This is a genomic window from Paenibacillus sp. RC73, from assembly GCF_044908085.1.
Classification (GTDB): Bacteria; Bacillota; Bacilli; order Paenibacillales; family Paenibacillaceae; genus Paenibacillus; species Paenibacillus terrae_A.
Genome location: NZ_JBIYCV010000001.1, coordinates 741,346 through 757,027 on the forward strand (window position 1 = coordinate 741,346; position 15,682 = coordinate 757,027).

The 15,682-nt window shown below is 47.1% G+C and carries 14 protein-coding genes; 8 read left to right on the plus strand and 6 right to left on the minus strand.

Annotated features, from left to right (window positions below; genetic code table 11):
* The first annotated feature begins 129 nt into the window (after positions 1 to 129).
* From infC to ABH897_RS03495, 4 genes are all read left to right on the plus strand, one after another.
* Entirely contained in the window at positions 130 to 645 is a 516-nt protein-coding gene (infC, locus tag ABH897_RS03480; protein WP_283655315.1) for a translation initiation factor IF-3, read from the plus strand.
* 304 nt (positions 646 to 949) lie between these two features.
* Entirely contained in the window at positions 950 to 2,134 is a 1,185-nt protein-coding gene (locus tag ABH897_RS03485; RefSeq protein ID WP_283655314.1) for a MerR family transcriptional regulator, read from the plus strand.
* 2 nt (positions 2,135 to 2,136) lie between these two features.
* The gene (gene nudK, locus ABH897_RS03490) at positions 2,137 to 3,108 is read left to right on the plus strand and encodes a GDP-mannose pyrophosphatase NudK (RefSeq protein WP_283655313.1); all 972 of its coding nucleotides are present in this window, start codon (positions 2,137 to 2,139) and stop codon (positions 3,106 to 3,108) included.
* Positions 3,109 to 3,846: 738 nt separating this feature from the next.
* On the plus strand, positions 3,847 to 4,398 hold the full coding sequence (locus ABH897_RS03495) for a hypothetical protein (RefSeq protein WP_283655312.1): 552 nt from the start codon (positions 3,847 to 3,849) through the stop codon (positions 4,396 to 4,398).
* Positions 4,399 to 4,507: 109 nt separating this feature from the next.
* Here the strand turns inward: ABH897_RS03495 and ABH897_RS03500 are convergent, their stop codons facing one another.
* Positions 4,508 to 4,891, minus strand: a complete 384-nt coding sequence (locus ABH897_RS03500; protein ID WP_404591194.1) for a DUF423 domain-containing protein — start codon at positions 4,889 to 4,891, stop codon at positions 4,508 to 4,510.
* Between the two features lie 219 nt (positions 4,892 to 5,110).
* Between ABH897_RS03500 and ABH897_RS03505 the strand changes: the two genes are divergently transcribed.
* The 3 genes from ABH897_RS03505 to ABH897_RS03515 all read left to right on the plus strand — a co-directional run bounded on the left by ABH897_RS03505 (position 5,111) and on the right by ABH897_RS03515 (position 8,247).
* A complete protein-coding gene (locus ABH897_RS03505; protein ID WP_404591196.1) occupies positions 5,111 to 5,584 on the plus strand; it encodes a hypothetical protein in 474 nt (157 codons plus the stop codon).
* Positions 5,585 to 5,616: 32 nt separating this feature from the next.
* Entirely contained in the window at positions 5,617 to 6,468 is an 852-nt protein-coding gene (locus tag ABH897_RS03510; protein WP_404520708.1) for a DegV family protein, read from the plus strand.
* A 156-nt stretch (positions 6,469 to 6,624) separates the two neighbouring features.
* The gene (locus tag ABH897_RS03515) at positions 6,625 to 8,247 is read left to right on the plus strand and encodes an S-layer homology domain-containing protein (protein ID WP_404591198.1); all 1,623 of its coding nucleotides are present in this window, start codon (positions 6,625 to 6,627) and stop codon (positions 8,245 to 8,247) included.
* A gap of 70 nt (positions 8,248 to 8,317) precedes the next feature.
* Here ABH897_RS03515 and ABH897_RS03520 read toward each other — a convergent pair whose 3' ends face one another.
* Together ABH897_RS03520 and ABH897_RS03525 are read right to left on the minus strand one after the other, a co-directional pair.
* Positions 8,318 to 9,907, minus strand: a complete 1,590-nt coding sequence (locus tag ABH897_RS03520) for an amidohydrolase (protein ID WP_283655307.1) — start codon at positions 9,905 to 9,907, stop codon at positions 8,318 to 8,320.
* Between the two features lie 60 nt (positions 9,908 to 9,967).
* Entirely contained in the window at positions 9,968 to 10,666 is a 699-nt protein-coding gene (locus tag ABH897_RS03525) for a 4'-phosphopantetheinyl transferase family protein (RefSeq protein WP_283655306.1), read from the minus strand.
* Between the two features lie 264 nt (positions 10,667 to 10,930).
* Between ABH897_RS03525 and ABH897_RS03530 the strand changes: the two genes are divergently transcribed.
* Positions 10,931 to 12,397 carry an RICIN domain-containing protein gene (locus tag ABH897_RS03530; protein WP_283655305.1) on the plus strand — a complete coding sequence of 489 codons (1,467 nt, stop codon included), beginning with the start codon at positions 10,931 to 10,933 and terminating at the stop codon, positions 12,395 to 12,397.
* 157 nt (positions 12,398 to 12,554) lie between these two features.
* Here ABH897_RS03530 and ABH897_RS03535 read toward each other — a convergent pair whose 3' ends face one another.
* The 3 genes from ABH897_RS03535 to ABH897_RS03545 all read right to left on the minus strand — a co-directional run bounded on the left by ABH897_RS03535 (position 12,555) and on the right by ABH897_RS03545 (position 15,142).
* Positions 12,555 to 13,871, minus strand: a complete 1,317-nt coding sequence (locus tag ABH897_RS03535) for an MFS transporter (protein ID WP_283655304.1) — start codon at positions 13,869 to 13,871, stop codon at positions 12,555 to 12,557.
* 125 nt (positions 13,872 to 13,996) lie between these two features.
* Positions 13,997 to 14,512, minus strand: coding sequence for an acyl-CoA thioesterase (locus tag ABH897_RS03540; protein WP_014280639.1), 516 nt, complete (start codon positions 14,510 to 14,512; stop codon positions 13,997 to 13,999).
* An 81-nt stretch (positions 14,513 to 14,593) separates the two neighbouring features.
* The gene (locus ABH897_RS03545; protein WP_283655303.1) at positions 14,594 to 15,142 is read right to left on the minus strand and encodes a helix-turn-helix domain-containing protein; all 549 of its coding nucleotides are present in this window, start codon (positions 15,140 to 15,142) and stop codon (positions 14,594 to 14,596) included.
* Positions 15,143 to 15,682 lie beyond the last annotated feature (540 nt).

Here is a 15,682-nt window from a genome sequence, read left to right on the forward strand (position 1 = left end):
GTACTAAAGAAAAGTACTATGTCGCATTGGAAAGCTCCATCTGCCCGCTACCCGGAATTCCAAATTGAATCGCAAACGGGTTCCGTATATGATAGCTTTATCATTGTTTTTAAGGGAGGCTTCATTTACGTGGCAGTATTAATCAACGAGCAAATAAAAGCTTCCGAGGTCATGCTCACTGGACTCAACGGTGAGAAGATCGGTATCGTCTCGAGAGAGGAAGCCTTGGCTATGGCCCGATCCAAAGGAATGGATCTGGTCTGTACATCACTGATGAGCAGTCCTCCGCCATGTAGCCTAGTAGCTAAGGGCAAGGGAAAAGCGCTCGCGCAGAAGGAAACCGGAACACGCAAGGTGAGCGGTGGCAACATGCCTGGAAAGAGCAGTAAGGAAAAGGTCAAGGAGCTTCGCTTCACTGCTCATATCGAGGAACATGATTACGATACAAAGCTGCGCCAAGCAGACAAACATCTGCGCTCCGGCAAGCCGGTGCAGTTGGTCGTGAAATCGTCCGGCGCGAAGGAAGCGGCTGCCGCCAAAGCGGTGTTAGAGCGACTATTGGTCGATCTGAAAGAAGCCGGAATGAAGGAAACCGGAATCCAGACAGGCGGCAAGGGCTCACAGGTGAAATTAAATCCGCGTTGAGTAAATCAGTATCGTTTCTTTATTCGGCGAACCCCATCTCAAAGCAAAAACAGGCTGTTTACACAGAATGAAGAGGGGGGCCGTTTCGGCCCCCTTCTTTCTATTGATAACCGTTTATCTATACCTTCAATAACCCCTTCCACCTTCCTCATCAAAATCATAGTGATAACCATACAGCAGGGTCCCTGTTTTCCACACACTCAATTATCGAAAAATTTAACTTGCTGGTGACGTTACGTCACCAAGTATACTAACCTAGTTGGTTATACTGGAAAATCAATGCATGGGAAGGAGGGAGAACCTGTTGAGCAAAGGAGATTATTTATCGACTGGGCAGCTTGCCAAAAGTACAGGTATGACACTCCGAACTTTGCGATATTACGATCAGATTGGACTATTGACCCCGGAAGACCATCATTCTGGCTCTGCTCGCAAGTATACGGTGAAGGAACTGAAACGACTGCAGCGGATTCAGACGTTGAAGTATGTCGGGCTATCTCTTCAAGAAATTAAAGACATCTTAAACGCAGAGTTGATATCCGATGGGGACATCAGACTTTCGTTGGAAGCACAGCTCGATATTCTCCAGAAGAAGATCGCTCATACGGAACATATCGTCCATGCTATTCGAAAAGCTTTGGAAAAGTTGGCCGATGGAGCCGATTTGGATCGCTTCGCGGAGCTTATACAAGCCGTACAGAAGGAAGAGAATTGGGGGGATCAATATCGGACGGCCACCCGTTTGCAAGCACGGATCAATCTTTACGACAAGTTCAGTACGAATCCTCAAGGCTGGCATCGTTGGGTTTTTGATCAGCTGGAGGTGACACCGGAAGCCCATATTCTCGAGTTGGGTTGCGGTGACGGGACCTTTTGGTTAAGAAATGCCGAACGAATTCCCAATAGCTGGCGCATTACGCTTACCGATATCTCCAGCGGAATGGTGGAGGAAGCACGTTGCCGCTTAGGAAGCAGCAATGCAATGTTTAAATTTTTGTCGGCTGACGCCCAGCAGCTCCCTTTTCACGATGAGCAATTCGATGTAGTGCTTGCTAACAATATGCTTTATCACGTCTCGGACATCCCCAGAGCGATCGAGGAAATGCACCGTGTTCTAAAGCCAGGCGGACTAGTTTGCACGTCGACGATGAGTACGCAACACCTTCAGGAGCTTGAGGACTTGGCGGCTTCCTTCGACCCCGATCTTCGCGTATTAGACCAAGCGATTCATCGGTTCCACCTAGGTAACGGAATGGACTTGCTGTCTTCATGCTTTTCTAATCTTCTGTTGCTCCATTACGACGACCGCCTGATGGTAGACGAAGCGGAACCCCTGATCGATTATATGATTTCGACTCCGATGAATGCAAGGGAACGACTTGTAGGAAAGGCCATCGATATGTTTCGTATCCATGTCAACCAAAACCTGAAGCAGACTGGTGTCCTTCAACTGACGAAAGAAAATGGAATATTTCTAGGGAGGAAATGAACATGAAAGCAACGGGGCAACAACCAAGAATACGGATCGTCAAAGAGGAGCTTTTATCGGATAACTGGTACATCTTAAAGAAAGTCACGTTCGAGTATGAAAAAAACAGTGGTCAATGGGAGACACAATCCCGTGAAGTGTACGACCGCGGCAACGGAGCAACAATCCTTCTCTATAATCGAAAAAAACAAACCGTAGTATTGACCAGACAGTTCCGAATGCCAACCTACCAGAACGGTAATGAGACGGGAATGCTTATCGAAACCTGTGCAGGTCTGCTCGATAAAGAGACACCGGAGGAAAGTATCCTGCGGGAAACGGAGGAAGAGACAGGGTACCGTGTGGACTGTGTACAAAAGGTTGGTGAGGCCTACATGTCGCCCGGATCGGTTACCGAAATCCTGTACTTTTTTGTAGCAGAGTATAACGAAGATATGGCAACAGGACTGGGTGGTGGACTCGAGGATGATCAAGAAAACATTGAAGTGGTAGAGCTTCCTTTTATTCAGGCGCTCAATTTGGTCAAAAGCGGAGAAATTCGTGATGCCAAGACGATTTTGCTGCTCCAATACGCTCAAATCCATGGTCTTTTAAAGGAAAAAACAAATTCGTTGCATATTCTTATAGCGGGACCTTATCGTTCCGGAACGTCAGATGATCCCGTGCTGATCGAGAAAAATGTTCAGTTCATGAATGAAATTGCTCTTCAAGTTTATGAAACTGGGCATTTACCGGTTCTAGGGGAGTGGTATGCATTGCCCCTAATCGCCACAGCTGGTTCCACTTCTTTGGGAGATGAGGTTTTCAACCGCATTTTCCATCCGTCCTCCATTCGCCTGCTAGATCACTGCGATGCAGTGCTTCGAATTGGAGGGCCCTCGCAGGGTGCTGATGAAATGGTAAAGGTCGCAAGAGAGAAGCAACTGCTTATTTTCGAACATCTTGAGGATCTCCCACCAGTAACCCAGCCCTAGACTTAGTCCATCTATTGCTAAACCTAAATCACTCTGAACACTTTACATGCTCCAACACTTACCATTCAAATGAGCTTGCCGTTATTTATGCTAGGGTTCCACCGAGCTATCTATAACGGCAAGTGAAAAAGAGCATCCCGACAGAATGCCCCTTCCCTGAAATCACTCATCAGCGCAGATGAAGCCGCTAACGGAGTCTTATGTTATCCACTTTTCTCCACTTTCCATACATATTACCATTAAGTTCCTTTAGAACATGTTTTCTGAATGTAAAGAGACGGTATAGATTTTGAAATGTATTTACAAATAACTACATTAATTCCTTACTATTTTGTTGTCTTCGCTTAAACCGAAAAAATCAAAAGGAAATATTTAAAATTCAAACTGCTTGATTTCGCTCTCACTCTCGTTTATTCTCTGTATATGTATAGTACAAGTTGGTATTTTCATCAATTGGTGATCACTTGCAGGACTTCACAAAACTTTATCCGACGGGGTCCTTGTGTATCTTCGTTCAACCATGCACCTCCTCATTTTTCGTCTGGGATATTGTATACAGTATTTTCGCGTTTGTGTAGGTGAATAAATGTGAACACACCATTGATATACAGTTTATACAGGACCTATTTTTGTTAATCTCCATAACAGAGCCTAAGGTACTATGACAGATTACGTTTTAATGATATATTGATAGGTACTATAAAAGACTAATTACCCAGGGCTTGGGCTGGAGGATGTATGAAAAAAGAATCAAATCAAGATGAAACCAGTTATTTATTTAATGTAGATGTATTAGTTAAAGGTCGTTCCAATGTAGAGGCCCTTCATTTCCTGCTTAACCTCTTGACTCAACATGAACAAATTGCAGATAGTCGGGTTCAGTCCGGTATTGAGCTTGGTAATTTGATTGAGGCTGCATTACACTTAAAAAAACAATCAGCCGCTAACGGCTCGTCTGATGCTGCTACTGCGCTAGCAGAGAAGTTTTCCAAAAAGAAATCTAATGTCGCTCCTACGAACAAGCCACCTGTCGCTCAAGAGATCAAACAATCCCACATACAGCCGAAGCCTGCACCACAACAAGAACTTAGCACCTATGATTGGATCAAACGCTATATACATGATAATACGCTTGTACGGCTAATCGTAAATCGCTATGGCGGACAACGAAGCATCCCATGTCGCATCCTTAATTTGGATCATGAGAATAACTTACTGAGTGTGTACCATGTAGATGAGAAGCAAGTATACTCCTTTAAAATGAATGAAATCGATGAAATCACATCGTAAATGTAAAGCCCTTACAACATGAAATAAACACGCAAAAAGAGAACCGCCGGAAAAACGTTATGTCTTTCCAAGCGATTCTCTTTTTTGTGATATGACCTGGAAAGTTAAATTAATCCTCTTTCTTCAAACTCCAGGCAGCTAATGCCAGCAAAAGCCAACCTGCGATAAAACACACGCCCCCCAGCGGGGTAATAGCACCTAGCACACGAATCCCGGTCAAGCTCAGCACATACAAGCTGCCGGAAAACAAAATGATTCCCGTAAACAGCAGTCGCGCTGCCCATTTTAAACGAGTCGACGCTCCCCACTGTCCCGCAGCCAATGCAATGATCAGCAAACCGACAGCGTGAATCATATGATATTTCACACCAGTTTCATACACGGCCAAAGTGTCTGCGTCGATCCGTGTTTTCACAATATGAGCCCCAAACGCTCCAATAGCTACCGCCAGCAGCATCATTATAGATCCTACAATTATCCATCTGCGTTGCATGTTTGTGTACCCCTTTTCATCTCATCCTCTAATCCAAGCTATCTCCTTATTTTATCGAATCCATATGAAGTTTGCCAGCCACTCCATTTAAATTTAAACCCTACAGAATTCCATGATTAAACCCTGTCTTTTGGAGGGTAATGTGTAAGGTCCCTTGCTTTTTTGTTCATTTTGTGGAAAATTAGTACCTGTTCGGATAATGTTCAAGGAGTTGAAAAGATGAGTAACCAAGATCCTAATCTGCAAAAGCCTGTTGCGTCTGAGGAGCATCCTGTTTTTTCAGAAGCTCCCGTCTTCCAGCCTCCAGTCAAGCTCAAGCATTCCGGTCCCGGTATTGCTTCTTTTATTATGTCGCTCGTCAGCCTGATCGGGTATATCATTCTGGCTGTTATGGTCATTAATCTGTTGGCTCATTTCAGCCAATACCAAACCCTGGACCCGGAAGTTGTTCTGCAACAAACCGGAACCGTCCTGCTTCCTTTTATATTTTTAGGCAGTCTGTTATTGAATTGCGCCGGGCTTGTGGTCGGCATTATTGGAATTGCGTTGAAGAACCGTAAGAAAGGATTTGCCATTGCAGGGTTAATCATTAATGCGTTCATTATTTTGGGCTTCATTGCACTTCTGGCCATGGGTCTTGCCGTTCCGAGTAACACAGCGGATATCTATCCTTCCTCTGTGCAATCCTTATAATTTCTCCGCATCACACAGAGAGGATTCAATGTATGAACAAAATCAAAATTTTTGCGGACAGTACCAGTGATATTCCAGTCCAATGGCGCGAACAGTACGAGATTGGCATTGTACCATTGTATACGGTGTTTGGGGATGAATCATTAAGGGATGGTGTGGATATCCAGCCAGAACAGTTATTTCAGCGCGTAAGTCGTGAGGGACATTTGCCACGAACCGCCGCACCTTCTCCATCGGACTTTATTCAAGCCTTTGCTCCCTACATAGAACAAGGGGACGACATTTTATATATCAGTCTGTCTTCCGAGCTGTCCTCAACCTATCAAAATGCGCTGCTCGCTGCTTCCGAGTTCCCGAAAGGCCGTGTTACCGTCTTTGATTCCCTGAATCTGTCGTGCGGCTTTGGCATGCTCGTGATGAAGGCCGCACGCGCCGCAGCCAACAACAGTACAATGGAACAGATTGTGGACATGTTGACGAGAACCCGCCCCCTGATAGACACGGAATTCGTGATTGATACGCTCGAGTATCTGTACAAGGGCGGAAGATGCTCAGGGATGCAAAATCTGATCGGTAGTCTGCTCAAAATTCGTCCGGTGATCAAAGTAATAGACGGAAAAATGACACCTGCGTACAAAGTCCGCGGCAAACGTGAAAAGGCGCTGGATCAGATGCTGCAAAATGCCCTGAACCAGCGGGGACATATGGATAACGATATCATTATTGTCGTACATGCTTTGGCTGAGGAAGATGCGCTGATGCTGCAAGCCCGTTTACAGGAAGAGACGGGAGCGCAAGAGGTGCTGCTGGCAACAGCCGGATGTGTCATTTCCAGTCATTGTGGTCCACAGACGATTGGTATAATGTATGCCAAAAAAGAATAGTTTCGATTGTGAAGCTCCTTGCCTCTACAGGTAAGGGCTTTTTTGTGTTTTCCAACAATTTAGCAATGAATAACTTTACTATTTTTGATAGTATTAATCGTCATGTGACGAACGATTCGTCTGACAATCTATCATAAAAAAAGAAGGTTATAGTGAATGAGCCCCATACGATCACGCTTGCTAACCAAACTTACTCTGTTGGCGACTGCCGTCATGACGATAATAACTACATCCGCTTCATGTTTAACCGTTCCCGCAGCCGCAGTCGGTGTGGCGTTTCAGGATATATCAGACAGCTATGCTTATCAATCGATCACCTCACTGCACGCCAAAGGAATTTTGGCAGGTACACGACCTGGCTACTTTTCTCCCAAAAAGGCGGTTACGAGAGCCGAATGGGTTACCGCGCTGGATCGCACACTCGGTCTGGAACCTGTACAAGCATCGGTCTCCTCCTATCGGGATGTATCCAAACAAGCCTGGTATTACGGATGGATTGAAGCAGCCTCCCAGCTTGACGTGGTGCAGGGAGGGACATCCGCCACGTTTCAACCCAACAGCCCTGTAACCCGGCAAGAAGCAGCCTTGATGATCGCACGCCTCATACGCTCGACGGGATCAGGAGAAGCGGTTTCCACTTTTACAGACGCCAACAAGATTGCAGATTGGGCTGTTGAAGCTGTAACCACCGTGAACCGTTATGGCTTTATGAACGGGGAAGACAACCAATTTCGCCCCACGTCTTCCCTGACCCGCGAAGAAACAGTAGCACTTCTGGAACGGCTACTGACGTATTCAACACAGCATGCCTCCAAAACAGCGTCCACGGCATCTTCCATCCGACTAGGCTGGCAATATGATCAGAGCGTTCAACAGTTTGAAAGCTCCGTGCTTCAATCTAACATCAACACCCTATCACCACGCTGGTTTTTTCTAAACGAAACGGGTAATATTAGTGATCTTACAAACACCTCGCTCCTCACCTGGTCCAAACAGCATCAAAAAAAAGTCTGGGCGATGGTAGGCAACCGTTCGAATCTAACGATGACGCACCAAATCCTGTCCAGTGAAGTTTTACGGAACAAAACCATAACTCAGCTTGCGAATGCCGTATCTACACATCATCTGGATGGGCTTGTGATTGATTTTGAAAATGTAGATGGTCAGGATCGTACCCAGCTCACGCTGTTCATCCAACAATTAAAAGCCAAGTTAAAAAGCCTGAATGCTGTGCTGGCGATCTGTGTATCTCCTGATTACGGTACAGACTGGACAGCCGCCTTTGATTATAAGCAACTTGGCGCTGCGGCAGACTATTTGATTCTGATGGGATATGACGAACATTGGGGAGGCAGCTCGACCCCCGGCTCCGTATCCTCATTACCTTGGCTTCGTGAAAGCGTACGGCGCTTTCTACTAACCACCGACCCGGATAAAGCGATATTGGCATTGCCTTTATTCACACGGAACTGGACTCTCAATGCCAGTGGTCAATCGGTCGCTTCGTCTGATATTTCACTGATTGAGCAAAATCAGCTTGTATCCCGTTCCACCTCCAAACCGATCTGGCATGATGATATTCAGCAGTATACGGTTTCCTACAGGGATACTCAGCTTCATAAGCTATGGTTGGAGGAAGGGCGATCCTTCATCCGTAAATACCGTTTGGGACAGGACAAAGGGGTTGCAGGCTTCGCCTACTGGTATGCAGGCGGGGCAAGCTCTGATCTATGGTCCAGTGTGAAAAATGCAGACCGTTTCGCACAGCGTGGTTTGTAAAAACAAAAAAACCTTCAACTCCACTATTAGCGTGAGGTTGGAGGTTTTTTGCATACATATTATCGTCCACCTATGCCTGATATGCAACGATTCCGTTCACAACCGTCATACGTGCTTTAACGTCAAGCAAAGCCTGAGGGCGCTCCGATAAATCCCGGTCAATAACCGTAAAATCAGCGGCTTTCCCTACAGCCATCGAACCCCGTTCATCCGCTTCTCCCGCAGCAACTGCACTTCCGAAGGTAAACAGATGAATAGCTTCGTGAATGTCCAGCTTTTCATCTGGAAGATAACCCTCATGCGTCTCTTCCGGCTTGGTGCGGGTCACAGCGGCATGCATACCGAGAAAAGGGTCCAACGGCTCAATAGGCGCGTCACTGCCGCCAGCACATGGAATACCTGCGTCCAGCAGCTTCTTCCAGGCATACAAATATTCGGTACGTCCCTCGCCAACCCGATCCAGCACCCACGGGAAATCACTTGCTACAAAACGCGGCTGGATGTCCGCAATCAGCGGCAGCTTCGCCATTCTCTTGACCAAATCGGCAGTCAGCACCTGTCCATGGATCAGACGATCCGGCAAGCCACTTTCCTCCGTTAGCGCATGGGCTTCCATCGCTGTCAAAATCATATGCGCCGCCCCATCCCCTATCGCATGTACAGCGACCGGAAAACCTGCGGCTCTGACAGCCGCCACCATCTGGTTCAGCTCTGGCTGCGGTTGAATCGCCATGCCACTGGTATGTGGAGCATCGCTATAGGGCGCAGACAATAGCGCAGTTCTTCCACCAATCGCACCATCGGCAAACATTTTTACCGCACCGATTTTAAACCACTCATTTCCGTTACCAGCACGCAGCCCTTTCGCTTTCACTTCCTCCATGAACGGATGATAGATGAGCTGATGCGTGCGAAAAGCAATGCCTTCCTCCCTCAGCTCCCTGTAAATCCGCTGCATGGTGTCCACGCTGCCCAGAAAACGCAAATCCTCCGTGTGTGCAGCCGTCAGGCCGAGTCGTAGTGCATCCAGACAAGCTCGGCGGATTGCATCTTTTTTAACCGAATAATCCGGCTCTGGCTGAACACTTGTAAAGGCAGTGGACGCTTCCTCATAAATCAATCCGTTCAACTGTCCATCCGCATTTCTTCCGTAGGCTCCCGAAGCGGGATCAGGAGTGTTCTCGCCAATACCTGCACGCCGATACGCTTCTGAATTCGCCAGAAACGTATGAAAGCATGTACGAGTCAAATATACCGGGTGCTGATCCGTAATGGCATCCAGCTCTGAGATGGTCGGAATCTCAACAGGAATAAACGCATTTTCGTTCCAGTTCAGCCCTAAAATCCATTCTCCCGGCGGTGTGAGCGCAACCCGTTTGCGCAGCATATCAAGCATCTCATCCTTCGAGGTAGCCGACGTAAAATCCAGCATCGCCAGCTTCATGCCATGCATGGACAAATGCATATGTGAATCGGCCAAGCCCGGCAACACATAAGCGTCCTCCCAATCCACCGTGTCATATTCCTTACCCGACAATTGCAATTCAAGCTCCCGCGCTTGTCCAATGGCCTGTATGATGCCATTTTGTACAATGATTGAATTTCCCTTGGCAGCCCATTCCCCATACAGCTTGCCATGCTTGAACAATGTTAGCGTCAACGCAGCTCATCTCCCTTTTTTCAACTAGACTACTTGTTCCGCCATTTTTTTAGCTTCATATCACGCCTGTGCTGCCGATTCCAGGCATAGTGTATGTATATCTAGCTGCTGCACCAGATGCGCAAAGCGGTCATGCATTGCACAGACAGCCATTTTATAGTGTTCATCGATCTCATACTGTTTAAAATGACAATACTCGGTGGTAAAGCCTTCCGTCGTAAAACCGATCAACGGACGCTCACTTAAATCGAATGAAAATGACTTTAGCGGCAGCGTTAATCCCTGCCCTTCGGCCTTCACAAAGCTTTCCTTGAGCGTCCACAGATCGTAAAAATAGGATAAGCGGCTCTCCGCCTCCTGACGCATCAACGTATCATACTCCGTGTCTGAAAAGCACACCCTTCCCACCTCAAAATCAATAGGACGAAGCTGTTCAATGTCGATTCCGAGCGAATGATCATCCACGGCGCATACCACCCATTTTCCCGAGTGAGAAACATTAAAATGGAATGCGGGTGCATTCAACAAGGAAGGCTTGCCGAAAGCATTATATGTAAATTGAAGACTGGAGTTGGAAACCTTCAATTGCCGACAGGCCAACCACCTTAACAACACATCGGCGTATAAGCCCCTTAAAGCATCTTCCCGATGTAAAAAACGATCCAGCTTCTGTCGCTTTTCAGTCGAAACCCGGTTTAGCAGTGACTCGTAATGACCGACTGCCTCCGGCTTGCTCATGTCAATCGCGTATATTTCCATGGTTGGCCCCCTATGACGTAATAAATATCAGCCCATTCATAACTTCACCGCTCTATTGGAAATTCATTGAAAGTTTATCGTCTGCGGTGTACATGGTCAATATACTACTCTAGCACTTTCAATTCAATATGGATACAATTGGGATAGAACCCTCTTGTTGCTCACATCGCATCATCAGACAGGTGATAGGCATTAGCATAGATAGCTATTCAGTACAAATCATTTTTGTAAGCGCTTTAAAAACATACAGAGGAGGACGAAACAATGAAATATGATTTTGCCGTCTTACTGTGTATTATGCTCGCTGTTTTGCTGTCGTTGAGCATTTTCCAGATGTTTTCACCGAAGATTGCTTCAGCGGCCCCAGCGAATGTTGTGAATGGCATTCAGTTTAAAGATACAGCTGGAAACGTGGTTCATGCTCATGGGGGCGGTATGATTAAGGTAGACGGTTACTACTACTGGTTTGGTGAAAATCGCAACCCCAACGGCACGTTCAAGGCTGTATCCGCCTACCGTTCCTCTGATTTAAAAAACTGGGAGTTCCGCAAAAACGTGCTAACTAGCAGTTCCGCAGTAGAGCTGAATGTTTCGAATATTGAACGTCCAAAAGTCATTTACAATGAGAAAACACGCAAATACGTATTGTGGATGCACAAGGAAAATGGAGTTAATTACAACGAAGCCCAGGTGGCAGTTGCCTCTTCCGATACTGTGGACGGCGATTACACCTATCAGGGCAGCTTCCGTCCTCTGGATTACGATTCACGGGATATGACTGTGTACAACGACAATGGTACGGCTTACCTGGTTTCTGCTACCCGTGTGAATGCCGATTTGAACATTTATCGTCTGACACCGGATTTCCTGCAAGTAGAATCGCTGGTGACCACGCTCTGGCCGGGACAATATCGTGAAGCTCCGGCGATGTTCAAAAAAGGAGACGTCTACTTCCTGATCACATCCGGGGCAACAGGCTGGAACCCCAACCAGGCCAAATATGCTACGGCATCCAGCATTGAGGGAACGTGGAGCAACACGATTAACTTTGGAGACAGTACGACCTACGGTTCACAATCGGCCTACGTCATTCCGGTAGAAGGTACCCAAACGACCTCGTACCTGTATTTGGGGGACCGCTGGGCGGGAGCATGGAGCGGGCCTGTGCAGGATTCACAATATGTATGGCTACCGCTGCGTTTTCCAACCGGGACTTCCCTGGCTATGGACTGGTTCGACAGTATGAACATCGACACCGCCAGCGGTGTGGTTCAAGGTGTAACCACGCCAATCGTCATTGACCCGGACGGATACTATCAGTTGGTAAGCCGCAAGAGCAACAAGCCGCTGAATGTAATTGACGGTGCAACAACAGACGGCGCGGATCTGGAGCAGCGTGCAAATTCAGGAGCACCCAGCCAGCAATGGCAGCTCAAGGATGCGGGCGGCGGATATTACAAAATCGTCAACCGCAACAGTGGCAAGCTGATCGGCGTTGAAAACGGAGCGACGACGGACGGTGCGGTCATCGAGCAATGGAGCGACGGAGGCTGGTCTAGCCAGCAATGGCAACTGGTTTCTGTAACCGGAGGTTATTACAAACTGAAAAACCGGGCAACGGGCAAACTGATCGACATTTCCGAAGGCACTACCGCCGATGGTGCCAAAGCGATTCAATGGGGGGATAACGGCGGAACGAATCAGCATTTTCGTGTAGTGAAAGTAGATTAGTTCGTTCAACGTCGAACGTACATCATCATCGTCATTGAAGCAGTAGCTTCCTTCAAGTGATTCAGTTATTTCCAAAAAGCCGTCTTCCCAGCAGATCACTGCTAACGGAAGAACGGCTTCTTTTTGCGGGAAAATGATAGTTGAACCTGTATCTGGGCTATCCCTTGTCCAGATCGGCTTGAAGCACGTCTGCCTTCCCCTTCGCGATATCCACAGTCCACAGCATCAGTATACCGATAGCGAAAAAGGCAAACAGCGATAAAATACCCCAGCGCGAGGAACCGGTTAGCTGACCGACCAAGCCAAAGATAAACGGGCCGAAAATGGATGAAAACTTGCCCGTAATGTTCACGAAACCAAAAAATTCACCCGTCCGGCTGGCTGGCATCAGATCGCTGAATAAAGACCGGGAAATGGACTGACTGCTCCCCTGTACCAGACCGACCATAGCCGCCAGCACATAAAAATGTAGCGCCTGAGTCATGAAAAATCCAAGAATGACGATCAGCATGTAAATCCCGAGCGAGAACATGAGCATCCGGCGCGATCCCCAGCGTTCGGCCCATTTGCCAAGCAGCAGCGTACAGGGAAAGCCAATAAATTGGGTTATCAACAGCGCCGCAATCAGATCCGTCGTGCCAATCCCAATCCCCGTTCCGTAAATAGCAGCCATTAATATAATCGTATTAATCCCGTCATTGAAAAACCAAAAAGATAGCAGCAATTTAAGCAATTGTGGAAAACGCCGAATTTGGCGCATCGTGCCCTGAATCCGCCGAAATCCGGCCTTCCAGTAAGCAGTTTGGAATAAAAGGCTGCCTGTTTGCCTTTCTTGGTCTTGTCTTTCCCCTTCACCGCTCCAGTGCCGCTGGCGACCTTGAAGCAATAAAGGCAAAGAAAACACCAACCACCATACCGCTACCGAAACAAACGCAAGACGTGTTCCCTCCAGTGTGTTTCCTAATCCGAACCATTGAGGCTTTTGGATCATCAGCATGTTGACCGCCAACAAGATCCCTCCACCAATGTAGCCATAAGCGTAGCCTTTGGCCGATACAGTTTCCCGCTTACCGGAAGGCACCAGATCGGGGAGCATCGCATCATAAAAGGTATTGCCGCCCGCAAATCCGATGGTCGACAAGACCAGCAGCGCGGAAGCCAGCAGCCAGTCTCCTTCTCCTACCAGGCTAAAGCCCAATGTGGCGACGATGCCAGTCCCCGTAAAAATTCGCAGGAAAGACAGCTTGCTGCCTGTCAGATCGGCAACTGCCCCGAGCACAGGGGACAATAACGCTACACATAACATACCGATTGCATGTGTGTACCCCAGATAGGAGGATGCGGTTGTCGCATCCAGCGTCGAAGCTGCAACAGAGCTGTAGAAAATAGGCAGCACTGCTGCCAGTATCGTCGTTGCATAGCCTGAATTGGCCCAATCGTAAGTAATCCACGCACGCACTGCTTTTCGATTCACATCGCTCCCGCCCTTTACATTGAACTCATCTCAGGACCATTGTCATTTATTGTATCAGTAATCCATGACACAAGGTCGCGATGTTTGTAAACCTGCGGTGCTCTGGCAACCCACATGACAGGACGTTACAGTTCCCACGGATAATCTGTCGTCAGGAAGCTCGCCAGTTGCTTGCTTTCCTCCCTGCGCTGACGTCGTATCGCTGCACGTGACGGCGCGGTCTGGTGCAGTTGTAATTCCTCTTCTGTCTCTGGAATGACCTGCGGCACGATCACTTTACGGTTGTTCTCGTCCAGCGCCACAAAGGTCAGGAAGGCGGTGGCTGCGATTTTCCGGTCGCCAGTCATCAGTCCTTCGCGGATGACCTTCACGAAGACCTCCATAGAGCTACGGCCTGTCCAGGTTACAAACGCCTCCAGCGTAACGGAATCGCTCGGATGGATGGGCAGCAAAAAATCCACCGAATCCGTAGATGCCGTGACCGTATTCGTGCGGCATAGCTTGGAGGCTGCGATAGACGCAATATCGTCGATATACGACATCAATCGGCCTCCGAAGAGCGTGTTATGATTGTTGATATCGTTGGGAAATACACGGGACGTCTTGAAGCAGTAGGTTTCTCGGATGTACTTGCTTTCCATGGGTTCTCTTCCTCTCTTTTCCTCGTAGCTATCTTTTTATATAGTGGTGGAAGCCTGTTTTAGACTGTGCTAATCATCCCACTAATCCGCATAATAAATCAATACATAAAAATCCGCATCCTCATCCGACTCATTACGGTACGTATGAAGGTCAGTTACTTGAAATTGCACAGCATCCCCTGCGCTCAGTTTAAGCTGTTGTCCCTGCATTTCAAAGTACATTTCCCCACGGATCATGAGTATCGATTCTTCTCCCAGATGCTTCTCTGCCTGATGTGTAAAGCCCGGCTTCAGACTTACCGTGAACACCTCAAACTTCTTTTCCGAATGATACGGGAAGATAGGGTAAACAAAATAGTTGCCGTTCTCATCAATCACCGGATACAGGTCTTCCCTGCTGATTTTAGTGATTTGCGGGGAGTCCTCTTTGAGGAATGTGGAAAAGGACACATGCAAACCGTCGGCAATTTTCCAAAGTGTGGTAACCGTAGGATTGGATTTTCCCTTCTCAATCTGGGCCAGCATTCCTTTGCTGACCCCTGTCAGTTCAGCCACTTTATCCAGACTAAGTCCTCTAGTCTTCCTGATTTGAGCCAAATTTGAGCCGATAATATACTGCATTGAATCCACAGACCCTGCCTCCTCGTATCCAAAAAGTCTATACAAGAAGAATACACAAAAGTGTCGGCTGTAATTAGTTTTGTCATTAATACAGCCTATAAACGCCACTTTCTGTACTATGAAAATGACACTTTCTGTATTATCATTTGTCACTTCTTATATAGACTGTATTGTAAAATGTCATTTGTTAATTTTGCGACTTAACGGAAACTTACGTGTCTAAAATTGAGGTCAAATCCTTAATTGGCAACCACCTACACTAAAAAATAAAAAAATTCACTCGGGAGAGATCCATTCGAAAATAATCTACACATAAGTCTTAACAGACCTTTTGCTATCTGCACAAACTCATTATCTTATCCAATATAAAAAAGTGTCAAATTGAAAAATCAATTTGACACTTTTTCTACACGTCGTGAATTACCAGAGTAATCCCTGTGGTTAATTAAACTATATTTATCATTTGAAGGTTCGTGCCTTGCCTTTTGTAAAGTTGTATTTTTTACACTGATTAAACAAGAACGATGTATCACCCAATAGGTGTTCCAT